15 protein-coding genes are annotated in these 19,416 nt (G+C 32.4%); 4 read left to right on the top strand and 11 right to left on the bottom strand.

Annotated features, from left to right (window positions below; all coding sequences use genetic code 11):
• Nucleotides 1-163 precede the first annotated feature (163 nt).
• A complete protein-coding gene (gene dusB / locus L6Q46_RS00625) occupies nucleotides 164-1,147 on the bottom strand; it encodes a tRNA dihydrouridine synthase DusB (protein WP_291282663.1) in 984 nt (327 codons plus the stop codon).
• Between the two features lie 157 nt (nucleotides 1,148-1,304).
• Between dusB and lepA the strand changes: the two genes are divergently transcribed.
• Nucleotides 1,305-3,101 (top strand): translation elongation factor 4, encoded by a 1,797-nt coding sequence (gene lepA, locus L6Q46_RS00620; protein WP_291263966.1) that lies wholly within the window; start codon nucleotides 1,305-1,307, stop codon nucleotides 3,099-3,101.
• A 126-nt stretch (nucleotides 3,102-3,227) separates the two neighbouring features.
• Nucleotides 3,228-7,490 carry a T9SS type B sorting domain-containing protein gene (locus tag L6Q46_RS00615; RefSeq protein ID WP_291282662.1) on the top strand — a complete coding sequence of 1,421 codons (4,263 nt, stop codon included), beginning with the start codon at nucleotides 3,228-3,230 and terminating at the stop codon, nucleotides 7,488-7,490.
• Between the two features lie 2 nt (nucleotides 7,491-7,492).
• On the opposite strand, the gene L6Q46_RS00610 is transcribed toward L6Q46_RS00615, so the two are convergent.
• Genes L6Q46_RS00610 through L6Q46_RS00600 form a run of 3 tightly spaced genes read right to left on the bottom strand, consistent with a single transcriptional unit; the run spans nucleotide 7,493 to nucleotide 9,821 of the window.
• Nucleotides 7,493-7,690 carry a hypothetical protein gene (locus L6Q46_RS00610; RefSeq protein WP_111567387.1) on the bottom strand — a complete coding sequence of 66 codons (198 nt, stop codon included), beginning with the start codon at nucleotides 7,688-7,690 and terminating at the stop codon, nucleotides 7,493-7,495.
• A gap of 3 nt (nucleotides 7,691-7,693) precedes the next feature.
• Nucleotides 7,694-9,091: a radical SAM protein gene (locus L6Q46_RS00605; RefSeq protein ID WP_291282661.1), complete on the bottom strand. Its 1,398-nt coding sequence runs from the start codon at nucleotides 9,089-9,091 to the stop codon at nucleotides 7,694-7,696.
• Nucleotides 9,081-9,821 (bottom strand): prolipoprotein diacylglyceryl transferase family protein, encoded by a 741-nt coding sequence (locus L6Q46_RS00600; RefSeq protein ID WP_291282660.1) that lies wholly within the window; start codon nucleotides 9,819-9,821, stop codon nucleotides 9,081-9,083. Before L6Q46_RS00600 ends, L6Q46_RS00605 begins: the two co-directional genes overlap by 11 nt.
• Before the next feature lie 181 nt (nucleotides 9,822-10,002).
• Between L6Q46_RS00600 and L6Q46_RS00595 the strand changes: the two genes are divergently transcribed.
• Both L6Q46_RS00595 and umuD read left to right on the top strand, forming a co-directional pair.
• Entirely contained in the window at nucleotides 10,003-11,268 is a 1,266-nt protein-coding gene (locus tag L6Q46_RS00595; RefSeq protein WP_291282659.1) for a Y-family DNA polymerase, read from the top strand.
• On the top strand, nucleotides 11,259-11,696 hold the full coding sequence (umuD, locus tag L6Q46_RS00590; protein ID WP_291282658.1) for a translesion error-prone DNA polymerase V autoproteolytic subunit: 438 nt from the start codon (nucleotides 11,259-11,261) through the stop codon (nucleotides 11,694-11,696). The genes L6Q46_RS00595 and umuD overlap by 10 nt, the downstream gene beginning before the upstream one ends.
• A 51-nt stretch (nucleotides 11,697-11,747) precedes the next feature.
• On the opposite strand, the gene L6Q46_RS00585 is transcribed toward umuD, so the two are convergent.
• From L6Q46_RS00585 to L6Q46_RS00555, 7 genes are all read right to left on the bottom strand, one after another.
• Nucleotides 11,748-13,805 (bottom strand): peptidylprolyl isomerase, encoded by a 2,058-nt coding sequence (locus L6Q46_RS00585; protein ID WP_111567382.1) that lies wholly within the window; start codon nucleotides 13,803-13,805, stop codon nucleotides 11,748-11,750.
• Between the two features lie 99 nt (nucleotides 13,806-13,904).
• Nucleotides 13,905-15,170 carry a hemolysin family protein gene (locus L6Q46_RS00580; RefSeq protein ID WP_291282657.1) on the bottom strand — a complete coding sequence of 422 codons (1,266 nt, stop codon included), beginning with the start codon at nucleotides 15,168-15,170 and terminating at the stop codon, nucleotides 13,905-13,907.
• 4 nt (nucleotides 15,171-15,174) lie between these two features.
• Nucleotides 15,175-15,366 (bottom strand): hypothetical protein, encoded by a 192-nt coding sequence (locus L6Q46_RS00575; RefSeq protein ID WP_111567380.1) that lies wholly within the window; start codon nucleotides 15,364-15,366, stop codon nucleotides 15,175-15,177.
• Between the two features lie 47 nt (nucleotides 15,367-15,413).
• Nucleotides 15,414-15,974 (bottom strand): LPS export ABC transporter periplasmic protein LptC, encoded by a 561-nt coding sequence (gene lptC / locus L6Q46_RS00570; protein ID WP_291282656.1) that lies wholly within the window; start codon nucleotides 15,972-15,974, stop codon nucleotides 15,414-15,416.
• Nucleotides 15,974-17,341, bottom strand: a complete 1,368-nt coding sequence (locus L6Q46_RS00565) for a tetratricopeptide repeat protein (RefSeq protein ID WP_291282655.1) — start codon at nucleotides 17,339-17,341, stop codon at nucleotides 15,974-15,976. Before L6Q46_RS00565 ends, lptC begins: the two co-directional genes overlap by 1 nt.
• 21 nt (nucleotides 17,342-17,362) lie before the next feature.
• A complete protein-coding gene (locus L6Q46_RS00560; RefSeq protein WP_291282654.1) occupies nucleotides 17,363-18,619 on the bottom strand; it encodes a hypothetical protein in 1,257 nt (418 codons plus the stop codon).
• On the bottom strand, nucleotides 18,612-19,346 hold the full coding sequence (locus tag L6Q46_RS00555; protein WP_291282653.1) for a type III pantothenate kinase: 735 nt from the start codon (nucleotides 19,344-19,346) through the stop codon (nucleotides 18,612-18,614). Before L6Q46_RS00555 ends, L6Q46_RS00560 begins: the two co-directional genes overlap by 8 nt.
• Nucleotides 19,347-19,416 lie beyond the last annotated feature (70 nt).

Here is a 19,416-nt window from a genome sequence, read left to right as displayed (position 1 = left end):
AGCTTTGTTTCTTTATCATTAGATTCTGTAGTTTGACCACATGCAATAAAAGTAGAAACTAAAAGGATTGTTAAGATTTTTGTTATTTTTTTATTCATTCTGTGAATAATATATTGTGTTATTGTTTGATTTATCTGTAAGGATTGTTTTAAATCTTGCTCTGTTAATTGCCGGCGGCAAACGCTTCGATTTCCGTAAACACATCCAATAATTGATTAATACCGTCTGTAGTAACTAATTTTTGTTTGTATTCTTTAAAACCGTGAATGCCTTTGAAATAATTGGTGTAATGACGACGCATTTCGTTAATACCTAAGCGTTCGCCTTTCCATTCGATACTCCAAATTAAGTGATTTCTTGCAGCTTCGATTCGGTCGTTCATGCTGGGTGGTGCTAATTTTTCTCCTGTGGCGAAATAATGTTTAATTTCATTAAAAATCCAAGGATAACCAATCGCAGCACGACCAATCATCATACCGTCTAAACCGTATTTGTTTTTGTATTCCAATGCTTTTTCAGGAGAATCGATATCGCCATTTCCAAAAATCGGCATCGTAATTCTTGGATTATTTTTTACGCGTTCAATATGACTCCAATCGGAATGTCCTTTATACATCTGTGCTCGCGTTCTAGCATGAACCGTTAAAGCTTGTACGCCAATATCTTGCAAACGTTCCGCAACTTCATCAATATTGATAGAACTTTCGTCCCAACCCAAACGCGTTTTTACCGTTACTGGTAAATTCGTTCCTTTGATAACCGCTTTTGTTAAACGCACCATCAAATCAACATCTTTCAAAACACCAGCGCCAGCACCTTTACAAACTACTTTTTTTACAGGACATCCAAAATTGATATCCACCAAATCTGGTTGAACGGCATCTACAATTCGTGACGACATTTCCATTGCTTCTTCATCGCCACCAAAAATCTGAATTCCCACTGGACGTTCGTAATCGAAAATATCCAATTTTTGTTTGCTTTTCATCGCATCACGAATCAATCCTTCCGAAGAAATAAATTCAGAATACATCAAATCAGCGCCATGTAATTTGCATAAACGACGAAATGGTGGGTCGCTCACGTCTTCCATTGGGGCTAATAATAGAGGAAAATCGGGTAGTATGATGTTACCAATTTTAGGCATCTTGCTTCAATTTTTTTGCAAAAATACAAATTTTTGTTGGTTTCAAGTTTAAGGTTTCAAGTTTCAGCCTTATAAATCAAAACTTTGCTTTATATTTGCAGATTAATTGTTCGGAAGAATTGCTATTGAAATTTGAACTTGACATTGAACTTGAAGAATGAAACACATTAGAAATTTCTGCATTATTGCACACATTGACCACGGAAAAAGTACGTTGGCTGACCGTTTATTAGGTGCTACGCAAACTGTTACGGCTCGTGAAGAAAAAGCTCAGTTACTAGATAACATGGACTTAGAGCGCGAACGTGGGATTACCATAAAAAGTCACGCCATTCAAATGGAGTACAAATACAAAGGAGAAGATTATATTTTAAATTTAATTGACACTCCTGGTCACGTGGATTTCTCGTATGAGGTTTCTCGTTCAATTGCGGCTTGTGAAGGAGCTTTGTTGATTGTGGATGCAGCGCAAAGTATTCAAGCACAAACGATTTCAAATTTGTATTTGGCGTTAGAAAACGACTTGGAAATTATTCCAGTTTTAAATAAAGTAGATTTGCCAAGTGCTAATCCTGAAGAGGTTAGTGATGATATTATCGATTTATTGGGATGTAAATTAGAAGATATTATTCATGCTTCTGGTAAAACAGGTTTTGGTGTTGAAAATATTTTGGCAGCTATTATTGAGAAAATTCCAGCACCAAAAGGCGATAAAGATGAACCGCTTCAAGCGTTAATTTTCGATTCGCATTACAATCCTTTTAGAGGAATTGAAGTTATTTTCCGTGTACTTAACGGAGAAATCAAAAAAGGGCAGAAGATTAAATTCATGGCTACCGGAAACGAATATTATGCAGATGAAGTTGGGACATTGAAATTAAATCAAGTTCCAAAAAGCGTAATTTCGACAGGTGATGTTGGTTACTTAGTTTCTGGAATTAAAGAAGCAAAAGAAGTAAAAGTAGGAGATACAATTACCGATGCAAAAGAGCCTACAACAAATGCTATTCAAGGATTTGAAGATGTAAAACCAATGGTTTTCGCTGGAATTTATCCTGTAGATACAGAAGATTACGAAGATTTACGTGCTTCGATGGAGAAATTGCAGTTGAATGATGCTTCGTTGGTATTTGCTGCTGAGAGTTCGGCGGCGTTAGGATTTGGTTTCCGATGTGGATTCTTAGGAATGTTGCACATGGAAATTATCCAAGAACGTTTAGAGCGTGAGTTCGATATGACGGTTATTACAACGGTTCCTAACGTTTCGTATCATGCGTACACTAAAAAAGAACCAGATACTATCTTAATTGTAAACAATCCATCAGATTTACCGGAACCTTCAAAATTAGACAGAGTAGAAGAGCCTTATATCAAAGCTACGATTATTACAAAATCAGATTTCGTAGGAAACGTAATGAGTTTGTGTATTGAAAAACGTGGTTTAATTACAAATCAAACTTATTTAACAACAGAGCGTGTTGAGCTGAATTTCGATATGCCGTTAGCGGAAATCGTATTCGATTTTTATGATAGATTAAAAACAGTTTCTAAAGGATATGCGTCTTTTGATTACCATCCAATAGGCATGCGTGAATCAAAATTAGTTCGTTTAGATGTCTTATTAAATGCGCAACCAGTAGATGCACTTTCTGCTTTAATTCACGAAAGTAATGCTTATAACATTGGTAAAAAAATGTGTGAGAAGCTAAAAGAATTAATCCCAAGACAACAGTTTGATATTCCTATTCAGGCTGCCATTGGTGCAAAAGTAATTGCTCGTGAAACTATCAAAGCTTTAAGAAAAGATGTTACTGCTAAATGTTATGGTGGAGATATCTCACGTAAACGTAAACTTTTAGAAAAACAGAAGAAAGGTAAAAAACGTATGCGTCAAGTAGGAAACGTAGAAATTCCTCAAGAAGCATTTATGGCTGTTTTGAAGCTGAACGATTAGAAATAGTTTAAATAATTAACAAAAAGTTTGAATATTGTTTGATATTCAAACTTTTTTGCATTTAATAATAGTTGGTTTTTCTTTTTTAGTTATATTTATGTCAATGATTTAAATCCCCCATAAATCTTGAAAAACTTACTTTTTATATTCGCCCTTTTATATTCAACTTGTTTGTTTTCACAAGGAATAACTGTTGATAATACTACAAATTCACCAGCACAATTAGTCGATTTGTTATTAGGAAATTCATGTGTTGAAGTTTCTAATATCTCGGTTTCATCAACTCAAGCTGTTGCTTATTTTAATCAAAATGGTTCGTCTTTTCCAATTTCTGAAGGAATAATGATTAGAAATGGTGTAGCTGCTTTTACACAAGGTCAGTATACAGGTGCAAATTTGAGTAGTTCGGTAACTGCTTCTGGTGATGCTTTCTTACAAACTTTAAGTGATAATAATGGAGGAATAAGCCCAATTGTAAATGCAGAATATTTAGAATTTGATTTTATTCCGCTTTCTAATAGTTTTAGCTTTAATTTTTTGTTTGCTTCTAATGAGTATGGTTTTTATCAATGTGAATTCAGTGATGTTTTTGCTTTTGTTTTAACCGATTTGTCTACGGGAGTTTCAACAAATTTAGCTGTCATTCCGGGTACTAGTACGCCAGTTTCGGTAACAACAATCAGAAATAGTTTTTACAATGATCCTTCTAGTCCAAACAATAATTGCGCTTCTGTAAATCCTAGTTTTTTTGGAACGTACAATGTAGCGAATCCGACATCGGCATTAAATATGAGAGGACAAACTGTAGTTATGAATGCTTCATCAGCTGTAACTCCTAATACGCCTTACAAAATAAGATTAGTAATTGGTGATTATGCCAACTCAGGTTTTGATTCGGCTGTTTTTATTGCTGCAGGAAGTTTTACTACGACTTTAGATTTGGGGCTAGATCAAATTATTTGTACAGGCGATACAGTTCAACTAAATACTAATTTAGATACTACTTTTACTTATACTTGGTACGAAAACGGTAATCCTATTTCAGGTGAAACGAATTCAACCTATACAGTAACTCATGCAGGAACTTACACAGTTGAAGCTGTAAGAGGAACTTGTACAATTACAGACACTATTGTATTTACTGATTTAGCAGTTACAAATCCGTCTGATTTATTAACTTGTAACACTGGCGCAGCGTCTTATAATTTCGATTTAGCAACAAATAATGAATTAGCTTTAGGAATTGATACTGCCATTTACGATGTTTTTTATTACGAATCTCCAGCCGATATTGTAGCGAATAATCCAATTCCTAGTGCGAATTTAACTTCTTATCCGAGTACTGGTGGTCAAACAATTTACATTAAAATATTCAATACCATTTCAGGTAATTTTTGTGATGCTGAATATCCTTTTGATTTGATTGTTAATAATGCCGCTGTTGCAACTCCACCTAATCCAATATCGGTTTGTGAAGGACAAGGTAATACGAATTATGCTTTTACAAATACTACAACAAATGAAGTTTTAAATGGACAATCGCCAGTAAATTACACGGTTACGTATCATAATTCTTTAGGTGACGCTTCTTCTGGTATAAATCCTATAACTTCAGTTTCAATTCCCAATGGAACTACTTCAGTTACTGTTGGAATTCGAATCCAAGATAATTCGAATCCAAGTTGTTTTGATGTTACTACGGTTACGATAACGGTAAATCCACTTCCTATAGTTGATGATATTCCAGATCCAATAGAATGTAGTCAATTTACGTTGCCAACTATTGTAAATGGAGTTTATTATCTATTGCCAGGTGGACCAACAACACCTGGACAAGTACAGTTTAATATTGGAGATATTTTAGTAGATGGAGGAACATATTACATTTTTGCAGGACCTGATGCTAATGGTTGTACAAATGAAGAAAGTTTTAATCTGACTTTAATTGATGAATATACTCCACAATTAGATCATTGTGGACGATTTGTAGTGCCAACACCTCCACAAGGAATTGGTAATTTTTATACACAGCCAGGAGGGCCTACAGGCACAGGAGTTGTTGTTCCGGTTGGAACAGAATATTTGAATACTACAGCAGCATCTTTCACAGAAACATTATATTATTATGCCGAAATAAATGGGGTGCTTTGTAGAGATGAACAATTTGTCTTTTATATTCATCCAGTGCCATTAGTTGATGATCCTGCTGATGTTGTGAGTTGTGATAATTATATTTTACCAGCGATAACAAATGGCAACTATTTTTCAGGGCCTAATGGAACAGGAACTCCTTTGTTCGCAGGCGATATGATAAGTGTTAATGGGCCAAATTTTCCGGGTGTTTATTATGTTTTTAATCAATTGGCTCATACCACTAGTTCGGGAACGCCAGGAAACTGTTCGCTTCAAAATGATTTCAGAATTGATTTGGTAGATACGACTGTTTTTACTGTAACTTCAGGTTGTGGCGTTTATACATTGCCGTCAGTTCCTTTTGGAGGATATTACACAGCTCCAAACGGAGGAGGAACTCAAATTATAGATTTGAACATTACTTCTTCACAAGTGGTTTACTATTTTGTCAACACTACAACTTTACCAAATTGTACTTCTAACTTGAATTATAATATCACAATTCATCCGTTACCTTTAGTGGATGTAATTACTAGTGGAACTTATTGCGGAGAGTTTGTTTTGCCTGTTTTAGTAAATGGAACTTATTATACTTTGTCTGGTGGACCTACAACTCCAGGACAAGTACAGTTAAATGCTGGTGATAGGATTGATTTATCAGGTGTGAATTTATCTCCTGGAACCTATTATATTTACAATGGTGTTGATACTAATGGTTGTCAAAACGAATCAAGTTTTACTATTTCTTTGAATCCGTTTCCTCCTGCTGATAATGTTATTGGTAGAACCGAATGTAATCCTTACACTATTTCAGCACCAGTTAACGGAACAATTTACACTGCGCCTGGTGGACCAAGTGGAGGAGGAACTATTGTTTCTTCTACACAAGTTTTTGATACTACCCAAACTTTCTATTTGTATAATATTGATACTACTACAGGTTGCGAAATTAATCGTCCTTTTACAATTACTTATAATGGAATTAATTTACCGGATTATCCAAACGTAAATGTGTGTGAATTTGAAAATTATCAATTACCAGCCTTAACACATATAGCACCAACACCTTTTAATTATACCATTGGATATTTTTATGATCCTAATGGAATAAATCCTGTACCACCAGGAACCGTTTTTAATACGCCAAATACAACAACAACTATCTATGTTTATGCGGTGAATGCCGATGTTAGAACTACTTGTACAGAAGAAGATAGTTTTGATATAATAGTTTCTGAAACGCCAAATTTAGCTGCTTTAGGATTGGTCTTTGACAATGAAGAATGTGGAACTTATGTATTACCAACGTTGCCAACAACAACTTACAATATTAATTATTATTCGCAACCAGGTGGAAATACGGCTGATTTAATTACGAATTTGAACATCACAACTCCAGGAACTTATACGTATTATGTACATGCTTCAGCCATTGGTAATCCAAATTGTAATGACGAAATTTCGTTTACATTCATAGTTCATCCTCTTTTAAATATTACGATTCAAGGCGGAATTATCTGTGTGGATTCTCAAACAGGTGATGTATTACGAACATTTACTATGAATTCTGGATTAAGTCCAGCATTTTTTACTGTTAATTGGTTTTTAAATGGTACGCTAATGGGAACAGGGCCTAGCTATACTGCTTCGCAAGCTGGAGTTTATACGGTTGAATTTATCAAACTTACACCTGATGTGGGAGCGAATTGTAATTACGCTACAACAACAGTAACTATTGTACAATCGAGTCCTGCTGTTGCTGATTTTACTGTGAGTACTCCGTTCGAAAACAACACGTTTATTACTGTAAATTTAACTGGTGGATTTGGGGATTATCTATATCAATTAGTTTATCCTGATGGAAGCGTAACTGAGTATCAATCGAGTAATGTATTTGCTAATTTGCCTACAGGCGAATACTATGTAAATATTTATGATGTTTTAGGAGATTGTAATCCAACAATTATTGGTCCTATTTACATCATCAATTATCCAAATTACTTTACACCAAATGCAGATGGTACTAATGATAATTGGAATATTTGGGATTTAAGTCATCAGCCCGATGCAGTGATTAATATTTTTGATCGTTACGGAAAATTCTTAAAACAAATGTCGCCAGCTAGTTCAGGTTGGGATGGAATTTATAATGGTGAAAAACTGCCTTCTACGGACTATTGGTTTACGGTGGAATATTTGCCACAGAACGGTACAACCAAACAAATTTTCAAAGCCCATTTTTCTTTGAAACGATAAAATTAAATCATTAAACTTCCACATATTCCTAAGCCAACCAATAAATATACAGCTGCTAAAATGAATAATACTTTTGCAGCATTAGGGTTGCTTTTTTTTACGCCAAATCCAATTAAAGTTAACAATATTGGTGGGCCAATCATTATTATTATGATTAGAATAAATATACCATTTAGATTTCCTATTTCTAATGCTTTCATATTTTAAAATTTAATTTCATTGCGAAGTTTTTCTAATTGTACTGATTTGTCATCTCTATAAAATAAATTCATTGTTTCAAAAGGAATTATTTTATTGTCCTTATTAACAATATGAACGCATGATTTTTTTATTGCCCTAACATCAAAATTATAAGCATCAATAAATTGCATAATGATGATTCTAAACAAATTGTCATATCCTAAATTTGGTGCGTCAATATTTGGTAAACAACACATGATTGATTTTAAATTTTCTTCTGCAACTTCTACAGAATTTCCAGTGCTAAATAATTCAATCATTTTTTCTTGAAGTACATTATCTTGTTCGTAAATAATAGTGTTTTTACTATTGTCTAATAAATCATTTGGATTAATGTAACGTGTTAAAGGAAATACTTCATTGTCTAATTTTAATGCATACCCCATAACTAAAGCATCTGGATTACAAGGTACAGGCAGTAAATCATCAGGATTAAAAATGGTTGTTTGTTCCAATATTTTTCTTCTAACTTCTGTTAAAGTCATTCTGTCTGTTTCTGGGTTGAAGTTGTCTAATCTTCCGGCAATTTGTGTTGGTTGAAAAGTTACTCCTCTAACACATTTTTGTTGTAACGCAAATTCAATTATTTTCCCAATTTCGTTGTCATTTAATCCTTTTTGTAAAGTAACTACTAATGTTGTTGAAAGATTAAGTTCATTCAAATTTTCAATAGCTTGTTTCCTAATTTCATTCAAATCGGCACCTCTTAATTCTTGTAAAACACTATTCTCGAAAGAATCAAACTGTAGGTAAATTTCAAAATCTGGCGCATAACCTTTCAATTTTTTTGCAAATTCTTTGTCTTTTGCTATTTTGATGCCGTTTGTATTTAGCATTAAATGTCGAATAGGAAGTGATTTTGCATAATCTAAAATTGCAAAAAAATCGGGATGAATAGTTGGTTCTCCACCACTAATTTGAACAACATCAGGCTCTTTTTCATTTATAACTATGGTGTCTAACATTGTTTTTATTTCATCTAATGTCCGATGTCTGCCATAAGTTGGAGATGAGCCTGCGTAGCAAGTAGGGCAAGTTAAATTACATCTATCGGTTACTTCGATTACTGTCAAACAAGAATGTTGCTCATGATCTGGACATAATCCACAATCATACGGACAACCATAATCGGTTTTGGTATTAAATTTATAAGGAGTTTCCGAAGGTTTATTATAATTTCTTATGTTTTTATAATACGGAATGTCGTCTGCGATTAAAACTTTAGACTTTCCATGCTCGGGGCATCGCTTTAGCATATATACCTTATCGTTTTCAAAAACAATTTTTGCGTCAATTCGCTTTAGACATTCTGGACAAAGGCTTAAAGTATAGTCGTAATAAGTGTAATTTCTAACGGGCATTTTTGAATAAATTTAAAATGGTTTTATAATAATAAAGATAACAAATTAGACATAAAATCTGAATAGAACTTAAGCCTAAAATATAAAAGGTATTTGGTTTTAAAAATTCGATGCAAAATCGGAAGGAAAAATAGCTAATCATAAAATATTTAAACAGTAAGCCGTTTTTTATATTTTTTAGTTTCGTTTTCCACAAAAATGCAAATAAGGAAATGAGAAATAGTAATTCATAAAGCGCAATAGGATGTCTTTTTAAACCATCACCTAAATCCATTCCAACGAATAAATTTGTCACTTTTCCATAGGTAAATTCGTTTATTCCAGATAAAAAGCAACCAATTCGTCCAATAAAAATCCCAACAATAATTGGGAAAACGAATAAATCGCCCGAAGATTGTTTTTCGCCAATAATTTTTTTCGCCAGTTCAACTCCCAATAAGCCTCCAAACAAACCGCCCATTATTGTTTTTGTGTTTAAAACAGTAATAAATGAACTAATATCTGTAGGATATATTGGATTTTCTAAGAAGCCAATTACTCGTGATCCTAAGAAGGCTCCCAACGCAGCGCCTAATATTATTGAAAGTCTGTTTGAGTTTGGAATAGTGTCTTTTGTTTGCTTTCTTAAAAAAAGGTAGTATCTAAATGCAATAAAAAAAGCCAAATATTCAAGAATTAAATGAATATTTATTTTATAATCGAAAACAACTGGTTCATAGGGTATGGTCATCTGTTTTTGTCAAATGTAAAGAAAAATATGCTTTTATGCTCAGATAGTTTAGACGGATTGTTTATCCCAAAATTTACAATTAAAACAAATTTTCAAAGCCCATTTTTCTTTGAAACGATAATTTATTAACATTAACAATTGACTCATTTTCTTTTTGTAAAAGTTAAAGTAATTTTACAAGATGTATGCTTTAGTCGATTGTAATAATTTTTACGTTTCGTGTGAACGTGTTTTTCAACCTCAATTAAATGGTAAACCTGTTGTGGTTTTGTCTAATAATGATGGTTGTATTATTTCGCGTAGTAATGAAGCTAAAACATTAGGAATTCCTATGGGTGCGCCCGAGTTTAAAGTTCGTGATTTGATTAAGCAACATGATATAAAGGTTTTTTCTTCTAATTATGCTTTGTATGGCGATTTGAGTCATCGTGTGATGAAAACACTTGAGTATTTTACTCCAAATGTTGAGGTGTATAGTATTGATGAAGCTTTTTTGAGTTTTTTAGGTCAAGATATAGTCGATTATCACGAGTATGGATTGCAAATTCGACAACGTATTATTAAATGGTTAAGTATTCCCACAGGAATCGGTTTTGCGCCTACCAAAGCATTATCTAAAATTGCCAATCACATTGCAAAGAAATTTCACGAAAGAACACAAGGTGTTTATGTAATTGATACTGATGAGAAAAGAATCAAAGCCTTGAAATGGACAAAAATTGAAGATGTTTGGGGAATTGGTTTTCGTCTTACTAAAAAAATGCAATCTAAAAATATTAAAACGGCTTATGATTTTACTCTTCCTCATAACGAAGCTTTTATTCGTAAAGAAATGGGAGTGATTGGAATGCGCTTGAAATATGAATTAGAAGGAAAATCGGTATTAGAAATGGAAGAACCAAAAGCCAAAAAAAATATTGCGGTTACAAGAAGTTTTGAGAAAGATATATCTGATTTCAACGAACTTAAAGAGCGCGTGGTTACATTTGCAAGTGTTTGTTCTGAGAAGTTACGCAAGCAAAATTCGTGTTGTAATGCGGTTATTTTGTATTTGCGAAAAGATCCATTTAATGCTAATGGTGAAAAGTATAGTTTTTATCGCATGCAAACGCTGCCTTTTTCGTCCAATACGTCTTTTTCAATTAGTCAGATAGCGATTTCTATGTTAAAAGATTTGTATCAAGAAGGAACTGCTTATAAAAAAGCTGGTGTTATTGTTACGGAAATTGTGCCTTCTTCGCAACGTCAATTTAAACTTTTTGACGAAGAGAATCCAAAGTACCAAAAACTTATGGAAGTTATGGATGCGGTTCAGGCGAAAACTGGCGAACGTAAACTTCGATTAGCTTCACAAGATTTAAAACGCACTTGGAAAATGAAACAGAATCATTTATCCAATCGATATACTACGAATTTTAACGAATTACTAGAAGTAAAATGCAAGTAAATCCAAAAATAACTTTCTTTGTTCCCGATTTTGATAATCCGATGGAAACTTCATTTATTTCGAGCGAAATTAAAGCAGGATTTCCTTCGCCTGCAGCCGATTTTGAAGAATCTAAGGTAAGTTTAGATCATTTGTTGATTAAAAACAAGGAAGCAACCTTTTATGCTAAAGCAAGTGGAAATTCTATGATAGGGGCAGGGATTGATGATGGTGATATTTTAGTGATCGACAGGAGTCTAGAATCAAGAAATAATGCCGTTTCAGTTTGTTTTATCGATGGCGAGTTTACCGTAAAACGAATTAAGAAAACAGAAGAAGCTATTTTTTTAATGCCTGAGAATCCAAATTATGCTCCAATTCAAATAGAACCGCATAATGAGTTTATAATTTGGGGAATTGTGACCTATGTTATAAAACAAATTAAATAAAAAAGGCTATCACGATTTTCGGATAGCCTTTTGTTTTTGAAGCGTAACTTCTTAGAAGTTTGCTCTGTTATCTTTAATTTCTGCTTTATCTTTTAATGCAATATAAGACATTGAGATAGCATAAGATCTATTTTGTGATCTGTCTTGAGTAATGTAAGTTTCATAACTTGGAACTTCTGGAGCTTTAGTTACAGCTTTAGCTCTTACCATGAACATTCCTGATGTACCTTCGATAATTTCAGAAGTTTTTCCAGGAGTTAAACCAAATGCTTTACCAACAACTTTAGGCTCATTCCCAATATTTGGAATTACTGGTGCTTTTAAAGAAACTCCAGCTGCAATTTGAACAGAAGCGCCAGAAGCTTTTGCAACTGCCTCTAAAGAACTACCACTCATTTTTTTCTTGATAATTTCAGCTTTTTTCTGATTTTTGATGATTGGTTCTACTTGTAGTTTTGCAATATCAATTGGTAATAAACCACTTTCGTTTCTATCTTTTAATTTTGCAATAACAAAACCTTGAGGAACTTCAAAACGTCTAACATCTCCAATTTCTGTATCTTTATTGAAAGACCATCTTACAATTTCTCTTTGAGAACCTATACCTTGAACGTATTCATCTGATCCTTTTAAATTTGTAGCTGGTACTACTTCAAATCCTGCTTTTTTAGCAATAGCAGCAAAATCTTTATTCTCATTAGCATCTGCTTCTAATTGACTTGCTTTAGTGTAAATTGCATCAATTGTAGCTTCAGAAGGTTGAATTTTTTGAGCAACTGTTCCCATTAAAACAGCATCATATTTAGCCGTTACTTTGATTACGTGAAAACCAAAATCAGTTTCAACTACACCAATAGAACCAACAGGATTATTGAATACATAATCATTAAATTGAGGAACCATTTGTCCAGGAGTAATGTTGTCATACTCACCACCATTGTTTTTAGATCCTGGATCGTCTGAGTTAGCCATTGCTAACATAACAAAGTTTCCTGGGTTAGCTTTTACTTGTGCTAATAAATCATTAGCTAAAGCTTGAGCTTCTTCTTTTGTTCTTGTAGCAGTAGATTGAGGAGCTCCTTTGTAAGCTAATAAAATGTGACTTGCTTTTGCACTTGCATTGCCTTTTTTAGCAATCATTCTAGAAATACATTGGTGTCCGTTGAAAACATATGGTCCAAAAACACCACCAACTGGTAAGTTGAATAATTGTTCTTGATAATCAATAGGTAAATCTTTTTTAGTTACATAAGTAGAGTCAAATTTAATATCTGAATTAGCATTAACAAATTCACCTACATTAGCAACAGAGTCAAATTTCACTTTAACATCACCAATAGAAGATAACATAGCTTGCTCGTCTTCTTTAGAAGGTTTGTTCTCTACCAATACAAAATCAACGCTTGTAGTGTTGTCTGACTTGTATTTTTTTGGAGATTTTTTCATAAAATCGATAATCTCAGCATCAGTAACTTTAACTTGATCGTCGTTTACAGTTGAAAAAGCTACTGTTACATAATCAAAGTTTGCTTTATCGTTTTCTAATTTATATTGGAATTTTCCTTCAGCTTTTGTTGTGTACACACCAGATTTGATCATCGTGTTGTACATTTGTTCAACAGCATATCTTTCAATGTTTTTTTCAAATTCTTTCCATTGTAACCATTGTGTTTGGTCTGGAGCATTTTTGATTCCTTTTAAAGACTCTTTAAATTTGTTTTCGTCAAATTGTCCAGCAGCATTTAAAAATTGAGGATTTTGAGCTAAGTTAGGATTTTGCTTGATAACGTTGATTAATTGTTCGCTACCAACTTTTAAGCCTAATTTTTCAAATTCTTCAGTAAGGATAATTCTTCTAACTTCTTGATCCCATGCACTGTTAAGAGCTTGTGTTGAAGTAGTACCTTGTCCTTGTTTTTCAATCATTGCAACATTTTGCATAAATTGTTGCGCATCAATATCTGTTCCATTAACAGAACCTACATTGTTAGCATCAGAGCTAAATGTTCCGCTTTGAATAACATCTGCTAATACAAATGAAAACAATGCTAAAGCAATGATAATAATTAGGAAGAATGAACGTTGTCTAATTTTAGATAAAACTGCCATTTTTATTTGTGTTTAATTTTTTTCAGAGGGCGAAAATACAATTATCTATTTAATAATAAAATAGTAAAGTTATATTTTACTTGTTTTTTTTAAAGATTTTTATCTTTTTTCTTCTTTTACAGAGAAACGCACCAATTCGATTTTTTTATTGCTTGCGGAATGAATGATTATTTCAAAATTTTCGATATTGATTTTTTCTTCGTTTAACGGAATTTCTTTCGTATAATTTACAATAAATCCACCTAATGTTGAGTAAGAATCAGATTCGGGAATTTCTAAATTATATTTTTCGTTTAGATATTCAACATCCAGTCTTGCAGAGAATAAATAGGTGTTTTCTTCTAGAATTTCGTCTATTAATTCTTCATCTAAATCGTGTTCGTCTTCAATTTCGCCAAACAATTGTTCAATAATGTCTTCAACAGTTATAATTCCAGAAGTTCCTCCATATTCATCTAACACAACTGCAATACTTTTTCTTTTTTTGGTTAATAAATCCAAGGCGTCTTTAATGTAAATCGTTTCTGGAATATATTCAACAGGAATCATTATGCTTTTGATGGTTTTTGGTTTTTTAAACAGTTCAAATGAGTGTACATAACCTAAAATATCATCAATTGAATTTTGATAAATTAACAATTTAGAATAACCCGTTTTAATAAAAGTTTCTTTAAGTTCAGTAACCGAATCTAAAATATCAACACCACTAATTTCGGTTCTTGGCGTCATAATATCTCTTGCTTTTAAGTCGGAAAATTCAAGAGCATTTTGAAAAATTTGAATTTCTGAGTCTATTTCGTTTTCATGCGACACATTATTCATTTGTTCGGTAATGTAATTGCCTAATTCTACTTTACTGAAATATTCCTGGACTTGATCTCCAGGTGTTTTGAAGAATTTTCGCAAGATAATATCTGAAATCCAAATTATGAATTTGGTAGGCCAAAAGAATAATTGGTAAAAGAAATAACTTGGAACAGCAAAAAACTTAATAAAAGAATTGGCGTAAATTTGAAAGAATACTTTCGGAAGGAATTCAGCTGTTAATAAAATGATAGCTGTTGAGATTAGAGTTTGAAGTAATAATCCAACAAAAGCAGTGAGTTCGAAGTAGTTGTTTAACCAATCGATAATTAAATCGCCCGAATAAATTCCGTAAATTACTAATACAACATTGTTTCCAACGAGCATTGAGGTAATAAACTGAGATGGCTTTTCGGTAAGTTTATTTAGTATAGAAGCATTAAAGTTTTGTTGTCTTTTCTCGATAGATAAATACACTTTGTTAGAAGAAACATAAGCAATTTCCATTCCTGAAAAGAATGCCGAAAGCAATAAACAAATTACAATAATGGCGATTTCCATTTAACTATTTTCTGTTTTGATACTTGTTTTGGAAATGTCTTCTAAAAAAGAACATACCAACAGCAACTACGGCAATGATAATACTTAAAAGAATGTCATTAAATGGTTTGCCTTCTGAATATTTTTTAAATGCATCGTATAAAAAGAAAGCTGCAAATATTAGATAGATGTATTGAATGAATTTTAAATAAGTCATAGTGTGTTAATTTTATCAAATGTAATGAAAAGGAAAATGTAAAACAATTATTTGTCGGTAGTGTTAACTTCTCCGCTACTTTGTTGCATATTAAAAATTTTGAAATCTTTACTGAAGTCAACTCCTGGGCCTTCTAAATAACTACCGCCTTCATCAGTATATTTAAAGTGTTTTTCTGTAAAGAACCATTCGTTTTTTTGGTCAAAGTATAATTGTGAAGTTTCTAGTTTTTTACCATTTTGAGAGCTAATAGTAACGTTTCCTTGTAAGTCGATTATATCTGTTTTTTTATACGAAATGGCATAATCTGCTTCAATAGTTGTAGTGTTTCCTTTGTTGTCAAATAAGGTTACGTGAATTCCTTTAGGAAATTCTGTAAAAGGATTTGAAATGTTACTATAGTCCATCATTTTTGGACTTTTTAGAATTGATCTGATTTTGCCAGAATCGGTATATTTTAAATTTAAAGTGTCGGCTTCACCTGTAGGGATAAAACTTGTTTCGCTAAGTTGTTGCACCTTTTTAATGTCGCTTTCACATGAAAAAAACATAGTCACGATAAATATCGTGACCATGTTTAAAATATTATTTTTTAATAATAGTTTCATTATTTACCAATACTTGGTACAACTACACTTTCACCAATCCAGCAGTTAAAAGCAATTCTTTGTCCTTGTTTTCCTTCTGAAAAAATTTCAGAAGTAGAAGGAGCTGATGCTCTATAACTTGCGGCTGTTTTGCTTGCTAATCCTTTGATTGATGAATCAACTGCTCCAGCTTTATCACAATATTGAGCAGCTAGCCAATAAACAGCTCTTTTTTCGAATTGAGTTGCTCCACATTCGTTGATGCTACTTCCGTAAAGTTGTGCAATCAATAAATAAGCTTTACCAAATGATGGTTTTACAGATAGAGCTTTTCTTGCATACGTACGAGCTTGAACTTTGTTTGATTTACTGTACATAGCTGCAATTCTGTAATATACATTTGCTTTTTTAGTATTGTCAGTGTATAAATTAGCTGCTTGATTAAAATAATCTAAAGCTTTAGTAGTGTTTTTTCTTTGAATTTCTACTACACCTAATTGATATGCTGCATCAGCACTTGGGTTTAATTTGTAAAGTGCTTCTGATATTTTTGAGAATATTGGGTCAGAATCACATCCTTTTGCATCTAAACGATTTGCGGCTCTTTTTAGCCATTCTTCGTTAGTTTTGTTTAACTCAAATCCTTTTTGATAAAATGGAATAAGTTTTTCGCAAGTAGATAATTCTAAAACAATATTGTCCATGTCATTTCTAACATTTCCAAAAATTTCCAAACTATTTTCAATTCTAGCTTTTCTTGTTTTTTCTTTGTCAGTTAATGCTTGTCCTGCTTCTTCTTTTGTTAAAAAAGTATCGTTTTCTTCAGATAATTCTTTTTCTTCTTCATCAAGTTTTTTAGAAATATCGTCATATTTATCGAATACTTGTTGTAATTCTACACCTTTGTTAGCTTTGTGGTTGTTTACTAAAATTTCGAAGTAAACATACATTGCTTTTGCATATTTAAAGTTTGCATAATCAGTTTTGAAGGCAACATCTAACAATTGAAATACTTCGTCGGTGGTTCCAACTTTGTTTTCAAACAATACTAATCCTTTTTTCATTTTATTTCCAGCGCCATTTCCAGGAAAGTGTTGGTCGTGTTCATCATATAATTTCAATAAATCACGAACGTACTTTTCTTTATCTTGAGGAGTTGTTGCTTTTTCAATTTTCAATTTAACTGCAAATTCTCCTAAAGTGTAAATGCTTTTATGGAAAGACGGACAATCTTTTCTTAAAGTTGTTAAATAGTCGTAAGCCGTAACATCTTTTGCCTTTACAGAAGTTGACATTAAGCTTAGTGTTTCTGTACAAGCTTCCGTATTTTGAGCTTGAACAAAAAAACTAGTTAAAGCTATAAATAATAATGTTAATTTCGTTTTCATTTTTCTGCTTATAAATAATTATTAATCAATTTTTCTTCTTTCAAACCATTTAGCGCCAAGATTTAATCCAACACTAATGTTAAAATAATTCTCTTCTATTAAACCGCTTGATGTAGTTCCTCTTTTTCCAAATTCAAAACCTAAATCGATTTTAGAGAAACCTAGTGGTAAGCCTAAACCAAAATTCATGCCATAATCGTTTATGCTTTTATTATTTAATACTAAACCGGTATTTTCATATTTAAAACCTGCTCTATAAACAATTCTTTGAAGATAATTAGAAAAAGAATCATATTTAGGTATGTAATAACCACCAAGAGCAAAACGAGTTGAGTTTTCATACGAAACTTGCGTTAATTCTGTAAATCTATTTACTAGGTTTTTGTTTTGTGTGAATGTAAGCTCTGAACCAAGCAACCATTTTTTGTTTTCACCTAAACCAAAGCCTAAGCTTAATCGGCTTGGAATAATTAAACTTGTATTAGGTACTGCAATGTCTTCATCGTCATTTGAGAATTCTGCACCAGAAGCTGAGTAAATTACAGTAGCTATATTTCTAGAATTATTAGTACTTAACTTAGTCTCAGGGCTGTAAGTTAAGCTTGTATTAAACGTAAGCTTTGAATTGATTTTTGTGTTGTAAAGAAGACCAAGATTAAATGAAATTCCATTTAATTCAGTTATGTTTCTTTCGCGTGTCGTGTACTGTGTAAAATCAGGAGCTAAAATCCTTTTATTGAAATTATTCGTGATATCCCCAAAAAGGTATGCAAAATCTAAACCAACGCTTAGATTTTTATTGAAAGTATATGAACCTCCAACAAATACTTTGTTGATGAATCCATTTCCTTCTTTTCTAGAATAGCTTGTCTCACTTGTATTTACTGATGTGTTTTCGTTTTTGTAACCAACAGCAGAATAAGGCATCAATCCAAAAGCCATTCCAAATTTCCCTAAAGGTAATCCTACAGCAAGATAATCAAAACTGGTTCTTTGCGCTTTTTCTTTTTCTGTATCTGTTGAGAAATTTGTTGATGAATTTGTTCCTCCAACTGCAAAAGTCGTTAATTTTAGTTTTGAATATGAGGCTGGATTCATTAATCCTAATTGAATGCTGTCTCCAGTAATTGACAAACCTCCCATTGCTCTTGCGTCTTGAGTACCTCTAAATTTTACTTCTCCTAATCCGTAATAAGAATAGGGTGACGCTGTGTTATCTTGTGCCCATGAGTTTAATGAAACAATAATACTAGCAAATACTATAAGCTTTTTAATCATTTTTTTCTGTGTATAGTGATAATAAGTTCAAACTCTCTAGTAAGAAATTTGAATTGGCAAATATGGTGCTTTTTAATCTTTTAGCCAAAAATTCCGCGTCTCCTCCTGTTAAAATTATTGTTAAATCTTGATTTTTAAGAGAATATTGTGAAATAAACCCTTCGATTTCAAAGATTACTCCATTAATAACGCCGCTGTGAATTGCGCTTTTTGTACTATTTCCTATAATTTCAAAATCTTCACTTATGCTTAATAACGGCAATTTTGAAGTGTAATTGTTTAAACTCTTGTATCTAATTTTGATCCCCGGTGAAATAGCACCTCCTAAATATTGGTTTTCAGTATTCACAAAGTCATAAGTAATGCAAGTTCCAGCATCAATAATCAATCGATTTTGGTTTGGGTACATTAATGTAGCGCCAGCAGCTAAAACCATTCGGTCAATTCCTAAAGTTTCTGGAGTTGCATATAAATTTATGAAAGGAAACTTTGATTTATGGGTGATTATTTCTGTTTGGAATTGATTTTTGATGAAATTTACCACTTCTTCATCTAGTTTTCCAACCGAAGAAAGGATGATTTTTTGAAGATTAGAATATTTTTTAAAAATATTTTTAAAATTTTTTAGCGCTTCATTTGTTTCAAAAATAAAAAAGTCAACTTGCTTATTGTGTTCAAAGACAGCAACTTTAATTCGTGAATTTCCAACATCGATTGTTAAAAGCATGGTTTTGTTTTATGAAGTGCAAATATACAAATTGATTTTTTTTATTATTTGTTTTGGAAAATATAAAAAT

This window comes from Flavobacterium sp. (assembly GCF_023151265.1).
Classification (GTDB): Bacteria; Bacteroidota; Bacteroidia; order Flavobacteriales; family Flavobacteriaceae; genus Flavobacterium.
This window is presented reverse-complemented; position numbering and strand designations above follow the sequence as displayed.